General features: G+C 63.7%; 27 protein-coding genes. 13 read left to right on the top strand and 14 right to left on the bottom strand.

The window, feature by feature from the left end; all coding sequences use genetic code 11:
* Positions 1-15 precede the first annotated feature (15 nt).
* Positions 16-1,071: a tetratricopeptide repeat protein gene (locus BM193_RS21350; protein ID WP_092800021.1), complete on the top strand. Its 1,056-nt coding sequence runs from the start codon at positions 16-18 to the stop codon at positions 1,069-1,071.
* Positions 1,072-1,096: 25 nt separating this feature from the next.
* Entirely contained in the window at positions 1,097-1,999 is a 903-nt protein-coding gene (locus BM193_RS21345) for an alpha/beta hydrolase (protein WP_092800023.1), read from the top strand.
* 7 nt (positions 2,000-2,006) lie between these two features.
* On the opposite strand, the gene BM193_RS21340 is transcribed toward BM193_RS21345, so the two are convergent.
* Positions 2,007-3,041, bottom strand: coding sequence for a serine hydrolase domain-containing protein (locus BM193_RS21340; protein ID WP_092800025.1), 1,035 nt, complete (start codon positions 3,039-3,041; stop codon positions 2,007-2,009).
* A gap of 29 nt (positions 3,042-3,070) precedes the next feature.
* Positions 3,071-3,922: a helix-turn-helix transcriptional regulator gene (locus BM193_RS21335; RefSeq protein ID WP_092800027.1), complete on the bottom strand. Its 852-nt coding sequence runs from the start codon at positions 3,920-3,922 to the stop codon at positions 3,071-3,073.
* A gap of 321 nt (positions 3,923-4,243) precedes the next feature.
* Between BM193_RS21335 and BM193_RS21330 the strand changes: the two genes are divergently transcribed.
* Together BM193_RS21330 and BM193_RS21325 are read left to right on the top strand one after the other, a co-directional pair.
* Complete coding sequence (locus tag BM193_RS21330) at positions 4,244-4,906, top strand: DUF2625 family protein (protein ID WP_092800030.1); 663 nt, start codon at positions 4,244-4,246, stop codon at positions 4,904-4,906.
* Between the two features lie 235 nt (positions 4,907-5,141).
* Complete coding sequence (locus tag BM193_RS21325; RefSeq protein WP_092800032.1) at positions 5,142-5,600, top strand: nuclear transport factor 2 family protein; 459 nt, start codon at positions 5,142-5,144, stop codon at positions 5,598-5,600.
* A gap of 44 nt (positions 5,601-5,644) precedes the next feature.
* Here BM193_RS21325 and BM193_RS21320 read toward each other — a convergent pair whose 3' ends face one another.
* From BM193_RS21320 to BM193_RS21310, 3 genes are all read right to left on the bottom strand, one after another.
* On the bottom strand, positions 5,645-6,748 hold the full coding sequence (locus BM193_RS21320; RefSeq protein WP_092800034.1) for an HD-GYP domain-containing protein: 1,104 nt from the start codon (positions 6,746-6,748) through the stop codon (positions 5,645-5,647).
* Positions 6,749-6,801: 53 nt separating this feature from the next.
* Positions 6,802-7,980 carry a pyridoxal phosphate-dependent aminotransferase gene (locus tag BM193_RS21315; protein ID WP_092800036.1) on the bottom strand — a complete coding sequence of 393 codons (1,179 nt, stop codon included), beginning with the start codon at positions 7,978-7,980 and terminating at the stop codon, positions 6,802-6,804.
* A gap of 83 nt (positions 7,981-8,063) precedes the next feature.
* A complete protein-coding gene (locus BM193_RS21310) occupies positions 8,064-8,498 on the bottom strand; it encodes a putative toxin-antitoxin system toxin component, PIN family (RefSeq protein ID WP_092800038.1) in 435 nt (144 codons plus the stop codon).
* 30 nt (positions 8,499-8,528) lie between these two features.
* Between BM193_RS21310 and yaaA the strand changes: the two genes are divergently transcribed.
* Positions 8,529-9,299: a peroxide stress protein YaaA gene (yaaA, locus tag BM193_RS21305; protein ID WP_092800040.1), complete on the top strand. Its 771-nt coding sequence runs from the start codon at positions 8,529-8,531 to the stop codon at positions 9,297-9,299.
* 158 nt (positions 9,300-9,457) lie between these two features.
* Here yaaA and BM193_RS21300 read toward each other — a convergent pair whose 3' ends face one another.
* Positions 9,458-10,261: an outer membrane protein assembly factor BamD gene (locus tag BM193_RS21300; RefSeq protein WP_092800042.1), complete on the bottom strand. Its 804-nt coding sequence runs from the start codon at positions 10,259-10,261 to the stop codon at positions 9,458-9,460.
* 89 nt (positions 10,262-10,350) lie between these two features.
* Between BM193_RS21300 and BM193_RS21295 the strand changes: the two genes are divergently transcribed.
* Both BM193_RS21295 and pgeF read left to right on the top strand, forming a co-directional pair.
* The gene (locus BM193_RS21295) at positions 10,351-11,376 is read left to right on the top strand and encodes an RluA family pseudouridine synthase (protein WP_092800044.1); all 1,026 of its coding nucleotides are present in this window, start codon (positions 10,351-10,353) and stop codon (positions 11,374-11,376) included.
* Complete coding sequence (gene pgeF, locus BM193_RS21290; protein WP_092800046.1) at positions 11,376-12,161, top strand: peptidoglycan editing factor PgeF; 786 nt, start codon at positions 11,376-11,378, stop codon at positions 12,159-12,161. Before BM193_RS21295 ends, pgeF begins: the two co-directional genes overlap by 1 nt.
* A 16-nt stretch (positions 12,162-12,177) precedes the next feature.
* Here the strand turns inward: pgeF and BM193_RS21285 are convergent, their stop codons facing one another.
* Positions 12,178-12,399, bottom strand: a complete 222-nt coding sequence (locus BM193_RS21285) for a hypothetical protein (protein WP_368087289.1) — start codon at positions 12,397-12,399, stop codon at positions 12,178-12,180.
* A 216-nt stretch (positions 12,400-12,615) separates the two neighbouring features.
* On the opposite strand from BM193_RS21285, the gene phaC reads away from it, so the two are divergent.
* From phaC to BM193_RS21270, 3 genes are all read left to right on the top strand, one after another.
* Positions 12,616-14,352, top strand: coding sequence for a class I poly(R)-hydroxyalkanoic acid synthase (gene phaC, locus BM193_RS21280; RefSeq protein ID WP_092800048.1), 1,737 nt, complete (start codon positions 12,616-12,618; stop codon positions 14,350-14,352).
* Positions 14,353-14,578: 226 nt separating this feature from the next.
* Positions 14,579-15,142, top strand: coding sequence for a polyhydroxyalkanoate synthesis repressor PhaR (phaR, locus tag BM193_RS21275; protein ID WP_092800050.1), 564 nt, complete (start codon positions 14,579-14,581; stop codon positions 15,140-15,142).
* Between the two features lie 197 nt (positions 15,143-15,339).
* Positions 15,340-15,942, top strand: coding sequence for a nucleotidyltransferase family protein (locus BM193_RS21270; protein WP_092800052.1), 603 nt, complete (start codon positions 15,340-15,342; stop codon positions 15,940-15,942).
* Positions 15,943-16,002: 60 nt separating this feature from the next.
* On the opposite strand, the gene BM193_RS21265 is transcribed toward BM193_RS21270, so the two are convergent.
* Positions 16,003-16,164 (bottom strand): DUF1203 domain-containing protein, encoded by a 162-nt coding sequence (locus tag BM193_RS21265; RefSeq protein ID WP_175533379.1) that lies wholly within the window; start codon positions 16,162-16,164, stop codon positions 16,003-16,005.
* Between the two features lie 88 nt (positions 16,165-16,252).
* Positions 16,253-17,785: a beta propeller repeat protein gene (locus BM193_RS21260; protein ID WP_092800056.1), complete on the bottom strand. Its 1,533-nt coding sequence runs from the start codon at positions 17,783-17,785 to the stop codon at positions 16,253-16,255.
* 295 nt (positions 17,786-18,080) lie between these two features.
* Here BM193_RS21260 and rimO point away from each other — a divergent pair, with 295 nt between their 5' ends.
* Complete coding sequence (gene rimO, locus BM193_RS21255) at positions 18,081-19,436, top strand: 30S ribosomal protein S12 methylthiotransferase RimO (protein ID WP_092800505.1); 1,356 nt, start codon at positions 18,081-18,083, stop codon at positions 19,434-19,436.
* 189 nt (positions 19,437-19,625) lie between these two features.
* Complete coding sequence (locus BM193_RS21250; RefSeq protein WP_092800058.1) at positions 19,626-20,792, top strand: cystathionine beta-lyase; 1,167 nt, start codon at positions 19,626-19,628, stop codon at positions 20,790-20,792.
* Between the two features lie 34 nt (positions 20,793-20,826).
* On the opposite strand, the gene BM193_RS21245 is transcribed toward BM193_RS21250, so the two are convergent.
* A complete protein-coding gene (locus BM193_RS21245; RefSeq protein WP_092800508.1) occupies positions 20,827-21,189 on the bottom strand; it encodes a DUF4870 family protein in 363 nt (120 codons plus the stop codon).
* Between the two features lie 144 nt (positions 21,190-21,333).
* On the opposite strand from BM193_RS21245, the gene BM193_RS28865 reads away from it, so the two are divergent.
* A complete protein-coding gene (locus BM193_RS28865) occupies positions 21,334-23,139 on the top strand; it encodes a serine hydrolase domain-containing protein (RefSeq protein WP_175533378.1) in 1,806 nt (601 codons plus the stop codon).
* Between the two features lie 13 nt (positions 23,140-23,152).
* Here the strand turns inward: BM193_RS28865 and BM193_RS21235 are convergent, their stop codons facing one another.
* Genes BM193_RS21235 through BM193_RS29300 form a run of 4 tightly spaced genes read right to left on the bottom strand, consistent with a single transcriptional unit; the run spans position 23,153 to position 25,911 of the window.
* Positions 23,153-23,419: a hypothetical protein gene (locus BM193_RS21235; RefSeq protein ID WP_092800062.1), complete on the bottom strand. Its 267-nt coding sequence runs from the start codon at positions 23,417-23,419 to the stop codon at positions 23,153-23,155.
* Positions 23,416-24,273, bottom strand: coding sequence for an MbnB/TglH/ChrH family RiPP precursor modification enzyme (locus tag BM193_RS21230; RefSeq protein ID WP_175533377.1), 858 nt, complete (start codon positions 24,271-24,273; stop codon positions 23,416-23,418). The genes BM193_RS21235 and BM193_RS21230 overlap by 4 nt, the downstream gene beginning before the upstream one ends.
* On the bottom strand, positions 24,263-25,186 hold the full coding sequence (locus BM193_RS28860; protein WP_175533376.1) for a TIGR04222 domain-containing membrane protein: 924 nt from the start codon (positions 25,184-25,186) through the stop codon (positions 24,263-24,265). The genes BM193_RS21230 and BM193_RS28860 overlap by 11 nt, the downstream gene beginning before the upstream one ends.
* Positions 25,183-25,911 carry a nucleotidyltransferase domain-containing protein gene (locus BM193_RS29300; RefSeq protein WP_175533375.1) on the bottom strand — a complete coding sequence of 243 codons (729 nt, stop codon included), beginning with the start codon at positions 25,909-25,911 and terminating at the stop codon, positions 25,183-25,185. Before BM193_RS29300 ends, BM193_RS28860 begins: the two co-directional genes overlap by 4 nt.
* Positions 25,912-25,937: the final 26 nt, after the last annotated feature.

Raw genomic sequence — 25,937 nt, 5'->3', positions numbered from 1 at the left:
AAGATGAGCCTGTAGATGAGCCTGATTAACAAGATGTTGCAAGACCTCGATGCCCGCGGCACCCCGGACGGACGCGCCGACGCGGGCGGCATCCGTTCCGTGCCCGAACGGGAACGGGGCGTCTCGCGCGCGCTGGTCTTCGGTGGTGCGGCCGGCCTGACGGCGGCCGCCATCGCCCTCGGTTGGGTGTACTGGAAACGGCCGCCCGTGCCGCCCGTGCTGGTCAGCGTGGCCGGCACGCCGCTGCCTGCACCGCTGCCCGCGCCGGCGGTTGCGGCCGCGCCCGCTCCAGCCCCCGTTGCCGAAGTGCCGGTGGCGCCCGAGCCGGTATTCCAGGCAGAGGAAGCGCCGGCAGCCGCTTCGCCGCCCGCCAAGGCGCGCCGTCCTGCGGAAAACATCGCCAGGCCCGCCGCCGCGCCTGTGGCGAAGCCGGCAGCGCCGGCCGTTGCCAGTGAGCGCATCGTGGATGGCAAACAAGTCACGCCGCAGCAGCGCGTGGAGAATGCATACCGGCGCGCGCTGGGCCAACTGGAAGACGGCCGCGTGTCCGAGGCCATGCTGGCCTTGCAGCAGACCCTGCAGCTGGACCCGCGCCACCAGGGCGCGCGCGAAACCCTCGTGCGCCTGCTGCTGGAAGCGCAGCGTCCCGACGACGCGGCCCGCCAGTTGCAGCTGAGCTTGGCGCTCGACCCGAAACAGCCGGCGCAGGCGATGATGCTGGCCCGCTTGCAGCTGGACAAGCCCAACGGCGGCCCGGCCGCCCTCGATACCCTGATGCGCAGCCTGCCATACGCGGCCGAGAATGGCGACTACCGCGCCTTTTTGGCGGGCGTGCTGCAGCGCGAACAGCGCTACCGCGAGGCGGCGGAGCAATACCAGCTGGCCCTGCAGACGGCGCCCGACAACAGCGTCTGGTGGATGGGCCTGGGCATTGCCTTGCAGGCTGACAACCATCCGGCCCAGGCGCGTCAGGCGTTCGAGCGGGCCAGGGGTTTGCAGACGTTATCGCCCCAGCTGCAGGCGTTTGTCGAGCGCAAGCTGGTGCAGTTGACGGCGGCGGCTGCCAAGTAATTTTTACCTCAATGAAAGAATCAGCGTGAAGCCTCTGCATCTGCTCATCGCCCTGTGCTGCCTGGCCAACAGCGCCCTTGCCGCCCCCGCCAGCGCGCCCGCCAGCTACGTTCTTGAGAATACGGAAGTGCGCGACATCCGGGCGCAAGCCCTGAAACGCGACTATCAGGTGTATGTCGCCTTGCCCGATTCCTACCGGCAGGGGAATAAACGCTATCCCGTGCTGTTCGTCGTCGATGCCAATTATGCGTTTCCCGTCGTGCGCAATATCGCGCAGCGCCTGAACAAGCATGCGGGCATGGAAGAGGTGGTCGTCGTCGGCCTGTCGTACGCGAATGGCGATGGCGGCGTCTACAGCCGGCGCCGCGACTACACGCCCACCACGCCGCGCAAGCATGATTACCGCTCGGACATGCCGGGACGGCAGCCGGCGTTCGGCGAAGCGAAGGCGTATGGCCAGTTCATCTCGGGCGAAGTGTTTCCCTTTATCGCAAGTAACTATCGCGTCAACATGCAGCGCAAGGTGTTCATCGGCCATTCCTACGGCAGCCTGCTGGGCCTGCAATTTTTGCTGACGGAACCGCGCACCTTCGAGCATTACATCTTGGGCAGCCCGTCGTTGTGGTACGACGCCGGCGTGATGTTCGACCGCGAGCAGGCGTATGCGGCCAGCCACAAGGACTTGCCCGCATCCGTGTTCTTCGGTATCGGTGGCCTGGAGAAACTGGCGGCGGGCAAGAAGCGTTCGCGTTCGGAGGAAGACGCCGACATGGTGGCGGACTTGCGCGAGTTCGACGGCAAGCTGAAGGCGCACAAGTTCCCGAATTTGAAGACGCGCCTGCGCGTCTTCGAGGATGAAGACCATGCGAGCGTGTTTCCTTTCGTGCTCACGCATGGACTGCGGGCGTACTTGACGTCCGCAAAATAAAGGGCGCTTACGGGCGCATCAATGCCGGCAGGATCAGCTTGGTCAGCAATTTTTCGCTGAGGCCATGGGCATCGCGTACCTGGAAATTGGTCGTGGTGATGACGACCACGGCATCGAGTTCCGGCAGGACCAGCACTTTATTGCCGCCGGAACCTGCCATGCCATAGCTTTGCACGGTGCGGCCATTGGCCGTGAACGCTTGCAGCCACCACAGGTAGCCGTAGTCCATGCCTTCGCGCGCGTTGGCATGGGGCGTGATCGAGCGCTGGACCCATTCGGCCGGCATCACCTGCTTGCCATGCCAGCGCCCGCCGTCGAGGTAGAGCTGGCCCAGCTTCATCAGGTCCACGCTGCGCAGCTGCAAGCCGCCGCCCGTCATGGCGCTGCCCTTGGGCTGGAATTGCCATTTCACCTTGTCGATGCCCAGCGGCTGGAACAGGTTGGCGGCGGCGAAGTCCGGCACGCCCTGGCCGCTCACCTTTTCAAGCAGCGGCCCCAGCAGGGTTACGCCGGCCGTGCAATAGCTCCAGGCGCGGCCATACGGCGATTGCGCGGGGCGGGGCTGCCATTCGGGAAAGCCGCGGATCGGCAAGTCCGCCACGAAGCGGCTCCAGTCTTCCACCAGATACATGCGCTCTTCGTTGCCGCGCGAATGCTGGTTGTCGTCGTCGCATTCGAGTAGCGAGCTCATGGTCAGGAAATCCTCGACCGTGATCTTGTCCTTGCGCGGGTCGGCATGGGCCAGCGGGCGCAGTTCCGGAAAGTAGGGCAGCACGGGCGTGTCGGCGCGCAAGAGCTTGCGTTCGATGGCCAGGCCGACCAGCATGCCGGCCACCGTCTTGCCAACGGAGCGCGTGTTGCGCAGGCTTTCGGCGCCATCCTTGTCGAAGTAGTGTTCGTACAGCAGCTTGCCATGCTGCGCCACCACGACGCTGGTGATCTGCTTGTAGTCGCCCGCTTCGATGGCGGTGGTAACGCCGTCCAGTTCGCCCGCGTGGACGCTGCTGCCGAAGGCCAGAAGAAGGGGGAGGAATCGCAACATGGTGTGCTCCTGAGTTGGAAAAGGGCAGTCTAGTCTTGCAAATTGGGCGTTGTCTTGGACGTTTGAAACATTTGCCGGCGATAGTTGCTGGGCGTCATGCCGTAGCGGGCCTGGAAGGCGCGGCTCATGTGGCTCTGGTCGGCAAAGCCCACGCTCAGCGCCACGTCGGCCATGCTCAGTTCCGGGCGGCGCAGCAGGCCGCTGGCCTGGTCGACGCGGCGCCAGCGCAGCAGGTCGCCCGGCGAGCAGCCCCAGGCCTGGCGGAATACGCGGGCCAGGTGCACGGGATGCACGCCCAGCGCGGCGGCCACGTCGGCGATGCGCAGATGCGTGTCGTCGGCCAGGTCCATCACGGCTTCATAGGCCTGGTGGGCCCAGCCGGGCAGGGCGGGGCACGCCTGCCGGGGGGCCTTGTGCAGGCTGGCCAGCATCTCCCACGCGCCCGCTTCGAGCAGGGCGCCATCGCCGCCGCGGCCGATGTCGCGCGCGAGCCGGAATGCGGCCGCCGCGCTGGCCGTATCGCGCAACACGGTGGCGCACTCCTGGGCCGCGTGCAACTCCTCGGCGCCCGACAGCAGGGCAGGGTCGAGCGATACAGTCATGAAACTGCCCTTGCCATCGACGAAGCGGTCGCGGTGCGTCGTGCCGGCAGGATTGAAGACGAGGGTGGGCGCCGGCGCGCGCGGCGGGGCGTGCAGCGCGCTGGAAATATACGTGCCGGACAAAACAAAGACGAAGTGGGCATCGTCATGCCGGTGCGTTGCGACTTCATCCTCGCCACGCGTGGCCTTCAGGCGGCGGATATCGAAGATGCTGCCGCGCGCGCCGTGATGCACGTCGCCATAGAATTGGCCGGACTTGAACTGGAGTGGAGTGGTCATGTCGGCATGGTATGTGCGGCCGCCCGCACGGGCGAGCGCGGGACGACGAACAGCGCCAGGCGCAGGATGAACGGTCGATTCAGGGGGATGCGCGGCGTGCCGGCCGGCGGCATCCGGCCGGCGTTGCGTGGCCGCTGGCAGGCGTGCAGGGGGGGCTGGGGCGGGTATGTGTAAAATTTACGGAGCGTCCAGGTGTCGTCAGCGATACTGGGTCGCGCCAGGGGCGAGCCGCTGGAATGCCGGGCGCCGTCCGCCAGACAGTGCCAGCGTCGTCATGAACTCTCCGACCGCCGGAAGCGGTCATCGATAAGGTCAGGTGTAATGCGTACATTGAATGAATTACTGGATAGTGAAGACCCGGCGTTTCCGCTGATCCGGCAGTGGGCCGGCGAGGCCGGGATCCCGGTGGAATTGCTGCCGCCCTCGGCCGGCAGGGAGGACGTTCTGCTGAGCCTGCAGGTCACCACGCGTTCTCCCCTCGGCGCGATCGCCTATGAAACCGGCGGCATCCTCGTCGATGACGGCTGGCTGCGCATATTGGGCTCAGGACATGGCAAGCTGGAGCGGAACATTGCTACGTGGAACGAAGGAAAGAGCGAGGGTTTTCTGCTGGTGGCCGACGACGTGCTCGGCGGCTTTTTTGCTATCAACGGCGGCGCACTCGGGGCCGACCAGGGCAAGATGTATTACCTCGCGCCCGAGACACTGGCATGGGAAGCGCTGGAGATCGGCTTCACGGCGTTCATCGAATGGGCCTTTACTCGCCAGTTGCGGCAGTTTTACGGCCGGCAGCCCGGCGATGCGCAGGAGTTTGACGAATTGCCCTTGCCCGGCGACCTGTGCCTGAATTTTTATCCATTTCTGTGGACGCAAGAAGGTTCCCTCAAGACCAGCTCGCGGCGCGCCATTCCGGTGGAAGAGCAGTGGGCGCTTAACCTTGATCTGCAACAGACGTTGCTGGACGCTCCTGCGGGCGCGAACTGAGGCATGGCTTGCGGGCGTATCTGAAGGCATCGCCATGCGCATCCCGGGCCGGCGAAATGGCGTTTCAATCCCCGATTCAAGCGCTTTGTCGCAATGGCATGCGCCAGGAAATGGCAAGGGGATAGCATACGCTGGGCTTCTCCATGATGAGTTGCCCGCAAGCGAGTGTCCGATACCGGCGGTGCCGCAGTAATCAACGGATGCTTTTCAATGACCTCGACCAGGATGACTACGCATGAAATTGACCCTTCCACATATCCTTGCCACCTGCCTGCTGGGCGCCTTCGGTGCGATCGGCAGCGCGCACGCAGCTCCCGCCGATGCCGAACTGGTGGCTTTGGTGCAGCGCCATGCGCAGGCGCAGAGCAGCTTCGATCAAGCCACCTTGAGATCCACCACGGCCGAGAATTATGTGGAAATATCACCGGTCGGCGAGGTGGACGGGCGTGACAAAATGCTCGCCTTCTATGCGCCGGAGCAGAAGCGGCCGAGCCCCCAGCTCCAGATCGATGAGCCTGTGGTGCGTACCTTTGGCGATACGGCGCTCATCTCGGCCCGGCTATCCTACCGCGTCAACCAGGATGGGGCCGCCCGCGCCTTTGCCATGCGCGCCGGGTATGTCGCCCGCCTGATCGACAAGCAATGGCTATTGGTCAGCGCACAGTACACGGGTATCCGTCCGCCGAAGCCGTGAGGTGGCATGGTTGCGGGGCGGGCGCCCGGCCTTGCCCCGCCAGACTATAAGCGCGCCTCATCGCCCCACACATGCCGCATGCTGAAATGCAAGCCCGCATCGTCCTCGTGCAGCGAGGAAACGATGGCAAAGCGGCTGTCGGCCGTGTCGCGCGGGGACAGCTGTGACAGTTCGGTGGCGGCCAGCGGGGCGCCTAGCGGGTCGCTGAGCGGATGGACGTGGGTGGCGCCCCGTTGCGTGACGACGCCCAGTTCGCCGCTGCGCAGTCGCACCAAGGTGCCGGGGGGATATTTGCCCAGCAGGTTGACGAATTGCTCGCCCAGCAAGGGGTCGATGGGCAGATTCTGGTCGAGGAAGATGTGCTGCAGGGCCTGGTCGGGCACGATGGAGCGGCGGTAGTTGCGCGCCGAGACGCGCGCGCAATAGCGGTCGGCCAGGCCGATCAGTTTGGCGTTCTGCAGGATTTCATCGGCCGTGCGGCCCTGCGGGTAGCCGCTGCCGTCATCGTTTTCATGGTGCAGCAGCACGCAGCTGAGCCACTCCTCGTCGTCGACACCGGCGCAGCGCAGGAGTTCCTCGCTTTCTTGCGGATGCTGGCGCACGATGCGCATTTCCTCGTCGTTCAAGGGGCCGCGGCGGTCCTGAAAGCTGTCGTGGTGGCGCAGCATGCCCACGTTCATGGTCAGGGCGGCGGCGCCGATCAGCAGCAGCTCATCGTGGGATTTATGCATGCCGCGCCCCACCAGCATGGCCAGCAAGGCCGTTTCGATGCAGTGGCGCACGGCGTAGCTGCCGGCGATCTGGTTCAGCAGGATGCTGGCCAGGGCGATATCGGCATCGTGTTCCAAGGCGCGCAGCAATTCGCGGGCGATGTCGCGCACGTCGCGCTCGGCATTGTTTTCGCTGCGCAAGTCCAGCAGCAAGCGCTCCAGGCGCTGCGCCGCCTCGTTCAGCAGACGCAGGACGGACGGCTGGTCGGGCGCGCCCACATACAGGCCCAGCTGCAACAAGCGTCCCAGCTGCGCGCCATCCGTGATGATTTGCCCCCTGCGCAGTTGCGGGCCGGCACTATGATCGGCCAGAAATAAATCCCAGGGCAGGGGTTCGCCGGGAACCAGATCGGCCGGGCCGATGCGACGCTGTACCATGCTGTTGTCCCTCAGTCATTTGCCGCGCCGGGGCGCGGCAGTGCTGCATTCCATCAAATGCTGCGCAGGCGCTCCAGCGCCAGGCGCAAGGTCTCGTCTTTCTTGGCAAAGCAGAAGCGCACGATGCCCGACTCCTTGCCTTGCGCATAAAACGCGGAGACGGGGATGGCGGCGACCTTGATTTCCGTTGTCAGCCATTCGGCGAACTGCGCTTCGGTGTCGTGCGAGATGGCATCGTAGCGCACGCACTGGAAATACGTGCCGTCGGCCGGCAGCAGGGTAAAGCGGCTGCCCGCCAGCCCATCGCGGAAGAGGTCGCGCTTGTGCTGGTAAAACGCGGGCAAGTCCAGGTAGGGCTGCGGGTCCGCCATGTAGCCGGCCAGGCCGTGCTGCATCGGCGTGTTGACGGTGAAGACGTTGTACTGGTGCACCTTGCGGAACTCCGCCGACAGGGCCTTCGGTGCCGCCACATAACCGACTTTCCAGCCCGTCACGTGATACGTCTTGCCAAAGCTGGAGACGATGAAGCTGCGCGCCGCCAGTTCCGGGTGGCGCGCGAGCGACTCATGGCGCACGCCGTCGTACACCATGTGTTCGTAGACTTCGTCCGACAAAATCAAAATTTGCGTGCCGCGCACGATGTCGGCCAGCGCGGCCACGTCGGCCGGGCGCAAAATCGTGCCCGTCGGGTTATGCGGCGTGTTGATGATGATCAGGCGCGTCTTGCCGCTGACGGCGGCCGCCAGCTTGTCCCACGGCACGCTGTAGCCCTGTTCGCCTACCTCCATGGCCACCAGCACGGGTACGCCGCCGGCCAGCGCGATGGCGGGCAAATAGCTGTCGTAGGCCGGTTCGATGACGATGACTTCGTCGCCCGGATGCACGCAGCACAAAATCGCCGTGGTCAGGGCCTGCGTGGCGCCGGCCGTGACGGTGATTTCCGTGCCCGCATCGTAGGCGTGGCCGTACAGGCTGGCGATCTTGGCGGCAATGGCGTCGCGCAGGGGCGCGGCGCCCGTCATCATCGGATACTGGTTGTGGCCGGCGCGCATGGCGTCGGCGACCAGGTCGACCAGCGCCGGCGCGCAGTCGAAGTCGGGAAAACCCTGGCCCAGGTTGACGGCGCCATGCTGGGCCGCCAGGCTGGACATGCGGGTAAACACGGTGGTGCCCACCAGCGGCAGGCGGGAGGTCAGGCTGGGAGTCGTGTAGGGCAGGGACGGGCTGTTCATGAACGGTAGGGTCGCGGTGCGGAAAGTGGAATCGTTTCCCATTCTAGCGCAGCGCGCCCCGTCGCGTGCGGGGCTTTGGCGGCTCAGCCCGGCAATGCCCAGCCTTCCGGCAGCATGATCCTGAACATGCCGGCCTTGGCCGTCTTGCGGGCCAGTTTCAGCAGGGCCTTGTCCTTGGTGATGAGGATGTCGGCGTTGGCGTCGCGCGCCAGTTCGAGGAATTTCTGGTCATCCTTGTCCGTGCAGACGGGCAGGCGCACGCCGGAGACGGGCGGCGCCACCACCGTGATGTGGGCGTCGAAACGGGCGGCGGCGACAGCGCGGCTGGCCTCGTCGAGGGGCAGATGCTTGTAGTGCAACACGACCAGGTATTCCTCACGGCAATCTTGGCGCGTGATGGCGTGCACGGCGCCGCTTTCCATGGCCGCCAGCAGGGGCGCCCAGCGCGGGTCGTTGAAGACGAAGAGGTCGAGGCAAACGTTGGTGTCGAGGACGAGTTTTTGTGGAGCAGGTATCATGTCGGCAATTCTATTCTGTAGTGATAATTTATGTTGATCGTGCTTTCGCCCGCCAAGAGTCTCGACCTGGAGACGCCGCCAACAACCTCGTTGCACAGCACCCCCGATTTTCTCGACCATTCCGCTCAGCTCATCGAACGCATGCGCCAGTTTTCGCCCGCCGAAGTGGGCAGCCTGATGGGTATTTCCGACGCCTTGTCGGCCCTCAACGTGGCCCGCTACGCGTCCTGGACCCCCAAGCTCGACGATGCGCGCCAGGCCATCATGGCCTTCAATGGCGACGTGTACGCCGGTTTCGAGGCGCGCAGCCTGCAGCCGGCCCAGCTGGCCTACGCCCAGTCGCAGGTGCGCATCCTGTCGGGCCTGTACGGCTTGCTGCGTCCGCTGGACCTGATCCACCCGCACCGGCTGGAAATGGGCACGCGCCTGTCGACGGCGCGCGGCAAGGATTTATATGCGTTCTGGGGCGACACCATCACCAACGGCCTGAACCGCACGGCAAAAGAGCAGGGCGCCAAGGTGCTGGTGAATCTTGCTTCCGAAGAATATTTCAAGTCCGTCAAGCCGCGCCAGCTGGACGTGCCCGTCATCGCGCCCGTGTTCGAGGACTGGAAGAACGGCAAGTATAAAATCATCTCGTTCTACGCCAAGCGCGCGCGCGGCATGCTGGCCCGCTATGCGGCCGTCAACGCCATCCGTGATCCCGAGCAGCTGAAGCAGTTCGACGTCGACGGCTATGGCTTCGTACCGGAAGCGTCGAACGACAAGAGCTGGGTGTTCCGGCGCAAGGTTGGCGAGTAGGCGCGAATGAATCAGTAAAGCACCCCAGCTGCAAAAGCGGGGGTCGTACCCGACGGGGGAATGCGTCCCAATGGGACGCATTCCGATCGCGCAGCGACTGACCCCGGATTCTGTTGTTGGGTCAAGAAAAAACCGGAGCAAGCTCCGGTTTTTTCATTTTACTGCCAGAACTTCCACCACTTGCGTTCCTTGTTCACCCCTTCCGGGCTGAGGAATGCCGTGTTCGGGTAGTTCCTGGTCAGCACGCGCAAGGTGTCGTCGCGCAGGTCGGTCAAGCCCAGCTTGTCATACGAGCGGTACATGATGAACAGCGCTTCCTCGATGGCCGGCGAGGCGGCGAAGTCGCTCACCGTCGTTTGCGCGCGGTTGGCGGCGGCCAGGTAGGCGCCGCGGCGGTAGTAATAGCGCGCCACGTGCACTTCGTACTTCGCCATCGCATCGATCAGATAGTTCATGCGGGCCAGGGAATCGGGCGCATATTTGCTATTTGGAAACTTGTCGACCAGTTGCTTGAAGGCGGCAAACGCTTCGCGCGTGGCTTTCGGATCGCGCTCGGTCGGATCTTGCTCGTACAGGAAGTTCAGGAAGCTGATCTGGTCGTTAAAGCTGATCAGGCCCCGCAAGTAGTACATATAATCCACATTCGCGTGGTTCGGATGCAACTTGATGAAGCGTTCGACGGCGGCCAGTGCCTGCGCCTGGTCTCCCGACTTATAATACGCGTAAGCGATCTCCATCTGCGCTTGCAGAGCATAGTTGCCGAAAGGATAGTTAGCCTCCAGCTTCTGGAACAGGCCGATTGCAGCTTCATAGTGCTGCCCGGCCATTTCTTCACGCGCCTCCGAGTATAATTTCGTAACGGACCAGTTTTTGGTCTCATCCACTTTTTCAGGCAACAAGCTGCAAGCGGACATGCCGAGCAGAACGACTGAAGCGACTACCAACGATAATTTTTTTTGCATGACGTTTTGCAAGAAGGTTTTAACCAAGATTTTACAATAGGCTGATTATAGCCGATGGGAATGCTGTGATATTAACTCCGAAGCCTAATTTGGCTGACCCCGCGTTTGACTCCCTTTCTGACCATGCTGCCGAAGCGGCGTTTGACGGCGATTTCGCCGCCGACGACGTCTTCGAGGAAATGGCCCCGATTACACTGGAACTGACGCCGGACGCCTGCGGCCACCGCCTCGATAAAGTCATCGCCCAGCTGGTGCCGCAATACTCGCGCAGCCGCTTGCAATTGTGGCTGGAAGCCGGTTTCGTGACCGTCGACGGGAAAGTTGCCAAACGCAACATGACCGCCTATGGCGATGAAAAGATCGTCATTCTGCCGCAAAGCGCGCCGGAAGACGAGGCTTTTAAGCCGGAAGCGATGGAATTGAACATCGTGCACGAGGATGAGCATATCATCGTCATCAACAAACCAGCCGGCCTGGTCGTGCATCCGGGGCCCGGCAACTGGTCCGGCACCCTGCTCAACGGCTTGCTGCACCACTGCCCGCAGCTGGCCGGCGTGCCACGCGCCGGCATCGTGCACCGCCTGGACAAGGATACCAGCGGCCTGATGGTCGTCGGCAAGACCCTGGCCTCGCAAACGGACCTGGTGCGCCAGTTGCAGGCGCGCACCGTCAAGCGTGAGTATTTCGCGCTGGTGTGGGGCACGCCGAAAATGGCCGGCACCATCGACGCCTCCATCGCGCGCCACCCGCGCGACCGGGTCAAGATGGCCGTGTCGGAAAACTTCACGGCCAAGCCGGCCATCACGCACTATGAATTGATCGGCAGCGGTGAACTCGACCGCCGTCCCGTGAGCTTGATGCAATGCCGCCTTGAAACAGGCCGTACGCACCAGATCCGCGTGCACATGCAGCACCTGGGCTTTGCGCTGGTCGGCGACCATGTGTACGGCAAGCAGCACCTGGTGACGGTCTTTTCGCGTCAGGCGCTGCAGGCGCGCCGCCTGGGCCTCGTGCATCCGGGTACCCTGGAAGCGTGCGAGTGGATCGTGCCGCTGGCCGATGACTTCGCGCAACTGATCGCCACGGCCGGCATTCCCGAGCCGGAACAGGTCTGATGACGTCACCGTTGCCTTGTCTTCTGCCCCATTGGCCCGGCTTGCCTGCCAATGTGGGCGCGCTGTCGAGCGTGCGCGCGGGCGGCGTCAGCCAGGGACCGTATGGGGACGGCCAGGGCGGCGGTGGCTTGAACCTGGGCACGCACGTGGGCGACGAGCCCGCGCACGTGGCCGCCAACCGGGCGCGGCTGGCGGCAGTCTTGCCGGCGCAGCCGGCCTGGCTGTCGCAAGTGCATGGCGTGGACGTGGCGGACGCGGCCAGCCTGGCTGGCTGCGTGCCGGACGCCGACGCCAGCGTGGCCAGCTTGCCTGGCGCCGTGTGCGTGGTGATGACGGCCGATTGCCTGCCTGTGCTGTTCTGCTCCCATGACGGCCTCGTCGTGGGAGCTGCGCACGCGGGCTGGCGCGGCCTGGCCAACGGCGTCTTGCGGCAGACGGTGGAGCGCATGCGGGCGCGGGGCGCGACGCAGATCCTCGCGTGGCTGGGGCCGGCTATTGGCCCGCAGCAATTCGAGGTGGGACACGATGTGCTGCAAGCGTTCCGCGACGGCGCGCGCGACGAAGCCGAACGGCAGGTGCTGTCGGCCGCGTTCACGGCCATCACTGGCAAGCCGGGCAAGTATCTGGCGGATATCTACGCGCTGGCGCGCACCATGCTGCTGCGCGATGGCGTGGCGCAGGTGGCGGGCGGGGAATATTGCACCGTCAGCGATGCGGCGCAGTTTTACTCGTACCGGCGCGACGGCGTCACGGGACGACAGGCCAGTTTGATCTGGCGCAAATAATCTGCACGGCAGGCACTTATGTGTCTGCCGTTTTTGTTTTATCGTCTGTTGAGGCAACGCTGCGCGCTTTCCGTTCGGCCTTGCGTTTGCGTCGCCGCGAGCCCGTCAGATAGAATAGGATGGACAGCGGGATGACGCAGTACAGCACGAAGGTCATCACCCCGGCGACGATGGACGGTTCCGTCAGCGCCATGAGGCCGACGACATAGATCCAGGCAACAGCGGTCATGAGCATCATTGGTAGTGGCAGTGAGTAAGAGTGTGCATGCAGGTGCTCCATAAATATGTATTTTTGACTACGTTTGCGACGCCTGGCAACACCCTGGCAAGCGCAAGGCAGGGGTGGCCAAGAAGCGCAACCGGACTTTGGTACGGTGCGCATCGCAGGCCGCCTGTACCGACGCGCAGCGGGTTTTGTTCGGCGTCCCTCAATCTTGAATGGACTTAACTATCTATGAATATGCCCGATCCTCAAGCGATGACCAAGGAATGGATGGCGCAGATCAGCAATCCTGAGCAGTGGAAAACGTGGTTCAACATGGTACCGCAGCCGTCCGGCAATCCGATTGCCGGCATTTTGCAGGATGCCGGTGCCAGCATCAAGCCGGAAGTGATCGAGCAGCTGAAAAATGCCTATGTCGCCAAGCTGACGGGCTTGTGGGCCGACTTCATGGCGGGCAAGACGCCGGAGCTGAAGGATCGTCGCTTCGCCGCGCCCGCCTGGCACGCCAGCCCCTTGTCGGCCTTCAACGCGGCCGCCTACCTGCTGAACGCCGAATTTCTCACCGCCATGGCCGCGGCCGTGGAAGCGACGCCGCACCAGCGGCAAAAGATTGCGTTTGCCGTGCAGCAAATTGTCGACGCCATGTCGCCCGCCAATTTCCTCGCCACCAATCCTGACGCGCAGCAAACCCTGATCGAGACCAAGGGCGAAAGCCTGGCCAAGGGCTTGACGAACATGCTGGCCGACATGCAGAAGGGCCGCATCTCGCAGTCCGACGAATCGGCGTTCGAGGTGGGCCGCAACGTGGCCACCACGCCGGGCACGGTGGTGTTCGAGAATGCACTGTTTCAGCTGATCCAGTACACGCCGACGACGCCCAAGGTACACCAGCGGCCCCTGTTGATGGTGCCGCCATGCATCAATAAATTCTATATCCTTGACTTGCAGCCAGAAAACTCGCTCGTGCGCTACGCGGTGGAGCAGGGCAATACGGTGTTCCTGATGTCCTGGCGCAATCCGGACCTGAGCATGCAGCACGTCACGTGGGATGACTACGTGGAGCAGGGCGTGATCACGGCCATCCGGGTGGTGCAGGAGATTTCCGGCCAGGACAAGCTCAACATGTTCGGCTTTTGCGTGGGCGGCACCATCGTCTCGACGGCCCTGGCCGTGCTCAAGGCGCGCGGCGAGAGCCCGGCCGCCAGCCTGACCCTGCTGACGACCTTCCTCGATTTCTGCGACACGGGCGCGCTCGACGTCTTCATCGACGAGCCGCAAGTGGCGCTGCGCGAGCAGGCCCTGGCCAAGGGCGGCCTGATGTCGGGCCGCGACCTGGGCAGCACGTTCTCCAGCCTGCGGCCGAACGACCTGGTGTGGAATTACGTGCAGTCGAATTACCTGAAGGGCAAGGAGCCGCCCGCCTTCGACTTGCTGTACTGGAACGGCGACGGCACCAGTCTGCCCGGTCCCATGTTCTGCTGGTATCTGCGCAACACCTACCTGGAAAACAGCCTGAAAGTGCCGGGCAAGCTGACGGTGGCCGGTGAAAAAGTCGACTTGAGCAGCATCGACGCGCCCGCCTTCATCTACGGTTCGCGCGAGGACCATATCGTGCCCTGGGGGGCGGCGTACGCCAGCACGGCCCTGCTGAACCCGAAAAAGCCGAAAGCCAACCGTTTCATCCTGGGCGCGTCCGGCCACATCGCCGGCGTGATCAATCCCGCATCGAAGAAAAAGCGCAGCTACTGGAGCAACGATACGCCGCGCACGGCCCGGTCGAAGCCGCAAAGCGCCGAGCAATGGCTGGAGGGCGCGACGGAACACGCTGGCAGCTGGTGGCCCGAATGGGCGGCGTTCCTGGCCGAACATGGCGGTAGCGACGTGAAAGCGCCAGCCAAGCCCGGCAGCAAGCGCCACGCGCCGATCGAGGCGGCGCCGGGCCGGTATGTTAAAGTCAGGGCGGAATAGGGCGGACCAGCCTGATGGCCGGGCAAGACCGCAGTGATCTCCGGTCTTGTCAGGAATCTACTTTTAGTTGCGTTGCAATAAATGCGGGAATCTACTACCCTGATGTGCAATGGAGCCGTTTTCCACTCTATAATGCAAAAAGTAGGCAGGTGCGAAAGCGGACCCACGTTCGCTTTTTTTTCGGATTAACTCAGTACGCGCTGCGGCGCAATAAGTGGAACTTGTGATGAGTAGTGCAAAAAAAAATATAGACCGCCTGATTAAAAAATATCCCAACCGCCGTCTGTATGACACGCAAACCAGCTCCTACATCACCTTGACGGACGTCAAGCAGCTGGTGTTGGATAACGAGGTCTTTACGGTCGTCGATGCCAAATCCAGTGAAGATTTGACGCGCAGCATCTTGCTGCAGATCATTTTGGAAGAGGAAGCCAATGGCGCGCCCATGTTCTCGAGCAGCGTGCTGTCGCAGATCATCCGCTACTATGGCCACGCCATGCAGGGCATGATGGGATCCTACCTGGAAAAGAACGTGCAAGCGTTCACCGATATCCAGCATAAATTCACGGGCACCTCGGCCGGCAGCTTCGAAGGCAAGCCATTCAGCCCGGAAATGTGGACCCAGTTCATGAATGTCCAGGGTCCGATGATGCAGGGCATGATGAACAACTATATCGACCAGAGCAAGAGCCTGTTCGTGCAGATGCAGGAGCAGATGCAGAGCCAGAGCAAGAATCTGTTCGGCACTTTCCCCTTCGTGCCGCCGGTCCCGCCAACGGACAAGAAGTAGGCCCCAAGCGATGCGGGTCCCGCGACGGCACAGGAATTCCTGTGCCGTTGTGCATTCAGGCGCCATATCGCCTCGGTGTGCCGGGTTTTGATCGGAGCATGGTGCAACCATTTTTCCTTGATGGGCAGACGCTGTCCGGCAAGGATGACATCGCAGCGTTCGTTTGATATGCAACTGCAGGTTCACAAGGAGTATATATGGCGCTGCTTGAGCAATTGCAGGCAATGATTGCAGCCGATAATGAGCGTATGCATGTCCTTCGTCTTGTCAGGGAACTTGATCTGCCCGATTGCTGGGTTGCTGCGGGATTTGTGCGATGCTGTGTCTGGGATCATTTGCACCAACGTGCGCCTTCGCCACTGCCTCACGATATCGACGTCATCTGGTACGACCCAAGCAAGGCGACACAGGCGCATGACGCCATGCTTGAGTCGAGTTTAAGAGCACGGGACGGCACGCTGGGCTGGTCGGTCAAGAATCAGGCGCGTATGCATGAACGCAATGCGGACCTGCCTTACCTGACCGCTTCCGATGCCATGAGATACTGGCCGGAAACCGCCACTGCCGTGGGTGTGCGACTCAATGACCTTGCAGGCATCGATATAGCGGCGCCTTTCGGCCTGCATGATCTTTTCGATCTGGTGGTCCGGCCGACAGAGCGATTTCTGACAGCGAAGCAATCGGTCTACGCAGGCCGCGTGCGTGGCAAGAATTGGCAAGGTACCTGGCCCAAGCTACGTATTGAAATCCCAGGTGCTGCTTCCAGCCGTGCTTTGGAACCGGACCGAGCAAGCTCATAGCCTGCAGTTGATGATAAGCGATGCAGGAGCCTGAGAATCGCACATGCAATCCATTGCTACCTATGCCCGGTCAACCCGGACAGCGTAGCAACCGCGTCTGGCGTTGCGGACGTGGATATAGCTGACTTCCTGATTGCCAAAGATCTGCTCAATCAGGGTTTCAATCGACGTGCCTTCCACCACATATTCAGGCGCGTCCGCCATCCGGCTCTTGCTCTGCAAGTCGATCCAGGCAGACGGCACGGATGCCGCCTGGCAGTCATCGTTCACATCGGGTGGGCATGGCATTGTCGACTGACGGTCAGAACTTTCACTTCATGCTTTCGGCAGTCCAGCTTTTACCGCCGTCGTTCGATATTTCAAATTGCGCCGGCACGCTCCAGCGCGTTATTTTTCCCAGAATCGCACCCGATTTAAGCGGGGTCAACTCGCGTGATTTCGGTTTGGCGTCCACCAGTGTCCACGTTTTGCCCATGTCGCTACTGGCATGTAAGGTCGTATCGCTCATCAGACTGCTTTCAAAACGCAGCAGGGTGCCATCGGTACGCTGAACCAGCGGAATGTGGCTAGCGGTGACCTCTTGCCAGCTTTGACCTTGATTCACTGAAACGAAAGCATCTCTGGAGGTGATCGCAAATGGCCCGTAACCTTGTGTTATGAGGCTCCACATGCCGCTGCCGCTGATGCGCATCGCATCCACACGGCGATCGGGCATTGCCCGCTCTGACCACTGGCCACTGGCGTAGTCGTAGAGGTGCAGCGTTCCTTTCGTCGACGTGTAGGCAAAGCCTGTGCCGATATCGCGCAGCCAGAACCAGGTGTCCTGGTTCAGGAGCCATTTCCCCAGCTTCTCACTGCGTACCTGATTCCACTCGCCGCGCTCGAGACGGGCGGAATGATAAATCGTGACTTCATTGTTACGCTGGACGGCGACATACCAGCCAGCGTCCATATTGCCAGCCAGTCCGACCAGATTGCCATAGGGAAGGTTGCCAGTGTCAATCGGTTCAAGCTTGTTCTGTCCCGGCGCATGGCGCAGCAGGGTGCCGAACTCGCCGAAGGCCAGCAAGTCTGCATCCGGCATTTGCACCGGCTGCACGCAGTTCAGCGTCTCTATTTTGTCGCTGGCCAGTTGTTTCCATGTTCCCTCAGGGCTGCGCCACAGCACTGTGCCCATGCGGGTTGCGGCCGCCACGCTGCCGTCTGGTAGCTCCGTCACGCATTCGGCACCGGTGGGGCGGGCCATGGCGACTTCCTCAGCGCGATCCGTATCACTGCGCGATCCGGACCAGTTGACTGTCTTTTCGGGTGCAAACAGCTTCAGGTGCTCGGGAGAATAGCGTTCGAGCAGGGTGCGGTTGTCTCGCACCCGCACGCTGCGGCCGACCAGTACACGCTCGCCATAAAGAGGAGTGACGATCAGGCGGCCCAGATCGACCGGCTTGCCTTCCTCCACAGTAAATAAGCCCAGGCCGCCGCCCATTTTGATGTAGCGGTTTGATTTGCCGGAGTCGGCCAGTTTACTGAAGTAGTATTTCCCCGGTGGCAGGGTCCCCATGAAAAGAGTCGTGTCGCGCGCCATATCCTTGGCAACCTGGTTCAGGATATATTGCTGCAGGATCAGGCTGGATCCTGCGTCTCCGCTACTCAGGCGGCCCAAAGTGATCTGGCCCAGTCCGTTCACCTCATCAGTGTTGGCAGTAATGCTGACAGTAACGGCTGTACCTTCGGAGGGCACGCCGACGCTGAGAGGGCGCTGCACATGCGTTGTGACACAGCCACCGAGCATCAGCGCAGAGACGGCTCCTGCAAAAACGTTGGCAACAAGATTTTTGATGAACATTTTATTTCCACAGTGCAATAAAATCTTATTATAGCGAGACTGTGTATGAAATAACAAGTACATTAGTCAAGTATGGGCTGCAGCCAGATATGGAATGCGTGAAAGAATATGCTCAGGGCAGGTCGCCCGTGGCTCCCCCCGTTGCATATCCCGCAGCAAACCCAGACCGCCACTGACAGCAAGGGGCGGCTCGGGGTACAATAGCCGATTCGCCTCACCATTTTACTAGCTGCCACCTATGTCTGAAATTCACCGTATTCCCGTTCCTTCCGCCCAGCCCGAGGCCATGCTGGCCATGCCAGGTGCGGCGCCGAAAGTGGGCTTCGTCTCGCTCGGCTGCCCGAAAGCGCTGGTCGATTCCGAACAAATCCTGACCCAGCTGCGCGCCGAAGGCTACGAAACGGCGAAATCCTACGCTGGCGCCGATCTGGTGATCGTCAATACCTGCGGTTTTATCGATGCCGCCGTGCAAGAGTCGCTGGACGCCATCGGCGAAGCGCTGGCCGAAAACGGCAAGGTGATCGTCACCGGTTGCCTGGGCGCCAAGAAAGATGCTGCCGGCGACGACATCATCATGAAGGTGCACCCGAAGGTGCTGTCCGTCACGGGCCCGCACGCGCTGGCCGAAGTGATGGACTCCGTCCACCTGCACCTGCCAAAGCCGCATGCGCCGTTCCTCGACCTGGTGCCGCCGCAAGGCATCAAGCTGACGCCGAAGCATTACGCCTACCTGAAAATCTCCGAAGGCTGCAACCACCGTTGCAGCTTCTGCATCATCCCGTCGATGCGCGGCGACCTGGTCTCGCGCCCGATCGGCGAGCTGATGATGGAAGCGGAAAACCTGTTCAAGTCCGGCGTCAAGGAATTGCTGGTCATTTCGCAAGACACTTCGGCCTATGGCGTGGACGTGAAATTCCGTTCCGGCTTCTGGAATGGCCGTCCCGTGAAGACGCACATGACGCAGCTGACGGAAGCGCTGGGCGAACTGGCCAAGTCCTACGGCGCCTGGGTGCGCCTGCACTATGTGTACCCGTACCCGCACGTGGACCAGATCATCCCGATGATGAGCGGCGGCCACATCCTGCCTTACCTCGATATTCCGATGCAGCATGCGCACCCTGACGTGCTCAAACGCATGAAGCGTCCGGCCAGCGGCGAGAAAAACCTCGACCGCATCCAGGCCTGGCGCGCCATCAACCCGGACCTGACGATACGCTCGACCTTCATCGCCGGTTTCCCGGGCGAGACGGAAGCGGAATTCGAATACCTGCTGGACTTCCTCAAGGAAGCGCAGATCGACCGCCTGGGCTGCTTCGCGTATTCCCCGGTGGAAGGCGCGACCGCCAACGCCATCGCCAATCCGGTGCCGGAAGAGCTGCGCGAAGAGCGCCGCGGCCGCGTGATGCTGCTGCAGGAAGAAATCTCGAAAAAACGCCTGCAAGCCAAGGTCGGCAAGACCGTGCGCGTGCTGATCGATGAAGTCACCCGCTCCGGCGGCGTGGGCCGCTCGTCCGCCGACGCGCCGGAAATCGACGGCGTCGTGTACGTCAAGCCGCCATACGAGCCGCACCGCAAGCTGGCCGTGGGCCAGTTCGTTGACGTCACAATTACATCAGCGGATGCGCACGACCTGTGGGGCGCCGCCGAGTAAAAAACGTCCATGCCGGCGTTGCGCTGCCTTGCCGTACAGTAAAGTACTGTCTTCGGCAGCGCGCCTTGGGCTGAACGTTTTTTATGCAGGTGTAACACTCTGTCATACGTACGGCAGGCAAGGGCATAAGCCCTTACAATCAAGGCGGACCAGCACAGGCTGATCCGCCTTTTTTTATTTTCCGACGCCATGACCATACCCAAATCCCCCCAGACGGCGCTGATCCACAGCGATTACCAGGCGCCGCAAGGCTTTGCCGCGTTTCCGAACGCCATCCACCATGCCTCGACCGTGCTGTTCAAGGACGTGGCGGCCATGCGCTCGGGCGACTGGAAAGAGAAGAACGCCTACACCTACGGCTTGCACGGCACGCCCACCACGTTCACGCTGGAAGCGCGGCTGGCCGAGATCGAAGGGGGGAATTACTGCCTGCTGGCGCCATCGGGCCTGGCGGCCATCGCCATGGCGGACTTCGCCCTGCTCAAAACAGGCGACGACGTGCTATTGCCGGAAAACATCTACAACCCGAACCGCGAACTGGGACGCTGGCTGGCGCAGGATTTCGGCATCACGGCCCGCTATTACGATCCGCTCATCGGCGCCGGCATCGCGGCCTTGATCCAGGACAATACCAAGCTCATCTGGACGGAAGCGCCGGGTTCCGTGACGATGGAAGTGCCGGACTTGTCCGCCATCTGCGCAGCCGCCCATGCGCGCGGCGTGCTGGTGGCCCTGGACAACACCTGGTCGGCGGGCCTGGCCCTGCGCGGCTTCGACCTGGGCGTGGACATCATCATGCAGGCGCTGACCAAATACCAGTCGGGCGGCTCGGACGTGCTGATGGGCGCGCTCATCACGCGCGAGCGGGCGCTGCACGACCGCCTGGCGCAGGCGCACATGCGACTGGGCATGGGCGTGGGGGCGGACGACGCCTATCTGGTGCTGCGCGGCTTGCCCACCATGAAGCTGCGCTTCGACGCGCACGACAGGGGTGCGCGGGCGGTGGCCGCCTGGCTCAAGGGCCGGCCGGAGATCGCCACGGTGCTGCATCCGGCTTTCGCCGATTGCCCCGGCCACGCCATCTGGCAGCGCGATTTCACGGGCGCGGGCGGCCTGTTTTCCGTGCTGTTCGATGCCCGCTACACGGAGGCGCAGACGGACCGCTTCGTCGACGCCTTGCAGTTGTTCAAGATTGGCTACAGCTGGGGCGGCGCGAACAGCCTGGTCATGCCATACCGTATCGCGTCCATGCGCAAGGGCTGGCCCTTGCCGGGCCAGCTGGTGCGCCTGAACGTGGGGCTGGAAGAGCCGCAGGATTTGATCGCCGATATCGAACGGGCGTTCGCGGCGATGTAGCGGGAAGGGCAGGCGCGGCGGCTTGCCCGCGGGCTTACAGGGGCACGGGCGTGTTGTTGCTCAGGTCGAGGAAGCCGCGCAGCAGGCGGTAGGCTTTCCACAGCCAGGCCACGCCCCAGACGACGAACGCCAGCGGAATGCCGATGATGGTAATCCACAGCACGGCACCGACGACGATCCAGCACACATACCACCAGAAGGAACGGATCATCCAGCTGTGATGGCTGTACACGAAGGTCCCGGCCGCCTCGTCCCGCTTCACATAATTGATGATGAGCGGAATGAAGGAAAAGGCGCCCAGCGAAAAGACAAAGCTGGCGCCATGTATCAGGTACAACCACCAGGCCAGGTTCTTGGTTTGCTGGAGTTGAGTATCGGAAATAATATCTTGGGACATGCAGGCTCCTTGCTTGGTCAGTTTTTTATTGTAACAAGCAATTTTGCAAGGGGGCGCAGTCCATGGAAAAGGCAGAATACATTGTTGACATCAGATCGAAATCTCACGCTCGCCGCGCGCGCCCGGCGATACTTGCGCCGCGCCATGCCGGTCTTGCTGCTCTGCGGCGCCATGGCCCACGCCGCCGAAGCCACCCTGCAGGCCGATATGAATGCCGGCTTGACGGAAGAAGGCTTGACGGGCGCCGTCTGGAGTGAGGTGTTGCCCGATGGCACAGTACGCACGGGCGCCGCCGGTATGCGCAATGCGGCCAAACAAGCGCCCATGCAGGCCGATACGCGCGTGCAGGTCGGCTCCGTGGCCAAGGTGGCGCTGGCGCTGGGCGTGCTGCGCCTGGTCAGCGAAGACCGGCTCACGCTCGACACACCCGTGCAGCAGGTGTTGCCGGAACTGGCCCTGAAAAATCCGTGGCAGGCCAGCGACCCCGTGCGCATCCGCCACCTGCTGGCGCACACCTCGGGCCTCGATAATGTGCGCTTCTGGCAGGCGTTCAGCCTGAAGCCACGGCCGCAGACGCCGCTGGCCGAGGCCTTTGACGGCGGGCGCAACCTGCTGCGCGTGCGAGCCCGTCCCGGCAGCCGCTATGCCTATTCCAACATGGGCTATGGCTTGCTGGGCATGGTGATCGAAAAGGTCACGGGACAGCCGTATGAGCGCTACCTGGACGCGCAGCTGCTGCAGCCGCTGGGCATGGCGGACAGCACGTTTGCCTTTGTTACGCAAACCGGCGCGCAGGCCGACCCGCGCCTGGCCATGGGCCATGTCGAGCATTGCGTGGCGCAGCCGGCCGTGCCGCAGTATCTGCGTCCGGCCAGCCAGTTCACCACCACGGCGGCCGACATGGGCAAGCTGGCGCAATTTCTCATGGGCGATGGCAAGCTGAATGGCGCGCAGTTCATCGACCTGGCGCTGATGGGCGCCTTGTCCGAGCCGGCCGGCACGGATGCGGCGCAGGCGGGGCTGGCGACGGGCCATGGGCTGGCCCTGGCCGTGCGCGACCGCCACAACGTGGTGGGGGCCTGCCACCCCGGTACCACGGTGGGCTTTCGCGCCATGCTGTGCATCTATCCGGAGCAGGACAGCGCCTTTTTCGTGGCCTTCAATACGGATGCCGAGCAGGCCGACTATGAACGCTTCAACCGGCTGCTGTTGCGCGACCTCGATGTGCCCCTGCGCGCGCCGGCCGCGCGCGGCACGCCCGCGCCCACGGTGGAAAACTGGCAGGGCGTGTACCTGCCGTCCCCCAGCCCCATGGCCAGCATGGCCTGGATCGATGCCGTCTTCGGTTTTACGCGCCTCAAATGGGATGGCGAGTCGCTGTTCCTGATCCCGTTCCAGGGCGAGCCGATGGAGCTGGAGCCGGCAGGCGGCTTCCTGTTCCGCGCCAGCGACCGCAGTACGCCGTCGCACGTGCTGATGCAGGAAGATGGCCGGCATATCCTCAGCGACGGCTTGCGCAGTTATGAACGGGTTTCCATGCTGCGCATGCTGGTCTTGTGGGGCAGCCTGGCACTGGGCGTGGCGGGCATGCTGTACGTGCTGCTGGTGGGCCTGTACCGCGCCGCGCGCCGCACCTTGGCAAGGGGCGACCACCTGTTCGCGCCCGTGCTGTCGCTGCTGGCGCTGGCGCTGCCCTTGCCATTCTTTTTCTTCCAGTCCTGGCTGCGCCTGGGCGACGTGACGCTGGCCAGCGTGCTGCTGGCATTGGCCACGGGCGCGCTGCCGCTGGCCACGGCATTCGGCCTGGCCCGCTGCTGGCGCAGCCGCGGCACGGCGGCCGAGGTGGGCTCGCTGGCGAAATGGGATTGGCTGGCCTTGCTGGCGGCGCTGCAATTGCTGCTGGTGCTGGCTTGGTGGGGATTGCTGCCGCTGCGCCTGTGGCAGCTGTAGGCCTTGTCCGCCGTCAGCGCCAGCGTGCCAGCAGCCGGCGCCACCAGGGGTGGGCCGGCCTGGCCTGGATGCCGTGTACGGCGCGTCCGGCGCGCTTGGCGCGATAGCTGGCCGCCGCCATCTGCAAGCCGACGCGGTCGATCGCCGCCATCGCGTCGGCTTCCCGCGCCGACAAGCCATGCAGCAGCGCCTGCGCGCGCGGCGCGAGCAAAAAAGCGTGGCGCAGTGCGTCGTCCGTGTACAGCCTGGCCAGATAGGTTTCGAGTGCGGGAGAGCTCATGCGCTGCGCCCCGCGCGCAAGGCCGCGCGCGCCAGTTCCAGCTGGCCCAGCACATGTTCGAACGACGGGTAATTGCCGTCGCGTTCGACGATCACCGTCAGCGGCTGCGGCGCATGGCGCGCCAGCACGGTCAATAAATCGAACACTGCGGGCGGCACGTCGTGCAGGTGGTCGTCCAGCAGGCGCCTGCCGGCACCGTCCGGCTGGTCCACCCAGTGGCCGCCGCTCAGGTGCACGGCGCCGACCGTGGCCAACGGCAGGCGCAGCAGCATTGCCTCCGGTTCCCTGCCAACATTGACGGCATTCGCATACAGGTTGTGCAGGTCCAGCAGCAGCGGCACTTGCGCGCCATGGATAATCTGCGCCAGCCATTCGGCTTCGTCCAGCGTGCTGGCCGGCGGGGCGACGAGGGTGGCGATGTTTTCCATCAGCGGCGCGCTGCCGACGATGCGCGTGGCCGATGCGATATTGGCGACGGCGCCGGCGACGCTGAGCGGCGTGCGCGGCGGCGCCGCCAGATGGCCGATTTCGACGCCGCCGGCGCGCACAAAGCTCAGGTGCTCGGACCATGATTCCGCCTGCACCGCCTTCATCAGCCGCGCCATGGCCTGCAGCCGGCGCGGTTCGGCGGGTATCGTCGATGCCAGGCCCATGCCGACGCCATGCAGGCTGACGGGCACCTGGCGCGCCAGGCTGCGCAGGGCGGCGATATCGGCGCGCGAGGCGCGGTAATAATCATCGGCGATCATTTCCAGCACGTCGATGTGCGCCAGGTTGGACAGGATGCCGCTGGCCAGTTCGCCGCGCCAGCCGAGACCCACGCGGTCGCGCGCGGCGCCGCTGCTAGCTGCCACAGCCGCCACCGCCGCAACCGCCACAGCCGCTGCCGCACGACGAGCCGCCGCCGTCGCCGCCCGATGACGAGCCGCCCGCGTCGCCCGTGCTGCTGGACGACGCGTCGCCGCCCGGGCTTTGCCGGGGCGCCGGGTACAGCGCGGCGACAAACGCATACACGGACAAGGGCAGGGCGCCGATGCCGAAGATGGCGGCCAGCAGGGCCATGTCGGCGCTGCCATCACCCGCCCGCAGGCGCGACGACCGCATGTTCAGCCGGCCAAACAGCATGCGCAGGTCGGTCAGCAGCCGCTGCGCGCTCCAGCTGGGCGCGCGCGTGAGCAGGCTGCGCAAGGCCAGCAGGAAGACGGCCAGCAGCACGGCCAGGAACAGGAGGTTGTCATGGCCGTTGCCGATGGCGACGATGGCCTTGATGGCGGCCACCGCCAGCAGCAGGTAGTGCGCGATCCTGGTGATGCGCTCGCGCCGGCGCAGCAGCGGCGGGCCGACCAGCAATTCCTGCTGCGTCAAGGACTCCTGATAGGCGCGGCACGCCGGCAGCTTGTCTGCCTGCACGGCCAGTTCTTTGCTGTGGCCCTGGCGGCCCAGGTACAGCCGCAGCACGTCGCGTTCGATGTCGTGGCTGGCGAAGCGCAGGCTGTCGGCGCTGGCCGCTTCCAGCAGCGGGCCGTCGGCGCGCAGCAAGCCGCGGTCGACCAGCACGATGGCGGCGATCTTCACGGCTTCGAGGGCGCCGCCGCGCAGGAAGGCGATGCGGTACGGGTCGTCGGCGAGCGACAGGCGGGCGTGCGGATTGCGCAATTCCTGGCGGATCAGCAGCTCGCGCACGCCGTAGTACACGAGCGCGCCGAAGATCAGGTAGGCAAGCAGGAACCACGGCCCGCTCCAGTCGAACGGATTGACGCCGTTCACCGCATCTGCTCCGCGTGCTCGCGCAGGCGCTCGGTCATCGCCATCAGGCTGGTGAAGGCGGGCAGGGCTTGCCCCGGCGCCAGGCGTGCCGTCTCGCGCGCCGCCGACATGGCTTGCAGGGCAGCGTGCAGGGCCGGTTCGCCCAGCCGGTCGACAAACGCTTCGAGCGCCTGCTTGCCGGACAGTGGCGCCCGGCCTTCCAGTTGCGCCAGCGACGCGGCGGCCGCGCGCAAGGGGCCTGCCGCGTCGGCGATGGCGCCGGCCAGCTGTTCCTCGTTCAGGCTGAGGAGCAGGTAGCGTTCGCGCATGCGCACCTGCTGGTTCAGCAGCACTTGCCGCAGGCGCCGCAGCATGGCCTCGCGGCTGGTGCGCAGGCTGGCGAAAGGATCGTTGCCCAGCAGGACCCGGTGGCGCGCGATGATATCGGCGAACTTGACGGCGAAGGCATCGGCCGCATCCGTCAATTCGCTCTCCAGCAGGAACATCACCTGCAAGTCGATGGCGGCATGCGCCATGCGCAAGGGGCCGCGCAGCGCATCGGCCGTGGCCGGCGCAAAGCGCTTGAGCAGCAACAGCAGGTTGACGTCGGACGTGGCGCGCAGCTGGCCGTCCGCGGCCGAGCCAAACAGCACGGCGGCGGCCAGGTCGGCGCCGAAGGCCGTTTGCGCGGCGGCGACGAATACATCCAGGTGGCGTTGTATCTCTTCTGGCAGCGGTGGCGGCATGGGGCTACTTTCACGGTGGGCTGGCT

The sequence above is a fragment of the Janthinobacterium sp. 344 genome (genome assembly GCF_900112025.1).
Lineage (GTDB): Bacteria > Pseudomonadota > Gammaproteobacteria > Burkholderiales > Burkholderiaceae_D > Janthinobacterium.
Note: the sequence above shows the minus strand (reverse complement) of the source record. Positions and strands in the feature narration are given on the sequence as shown.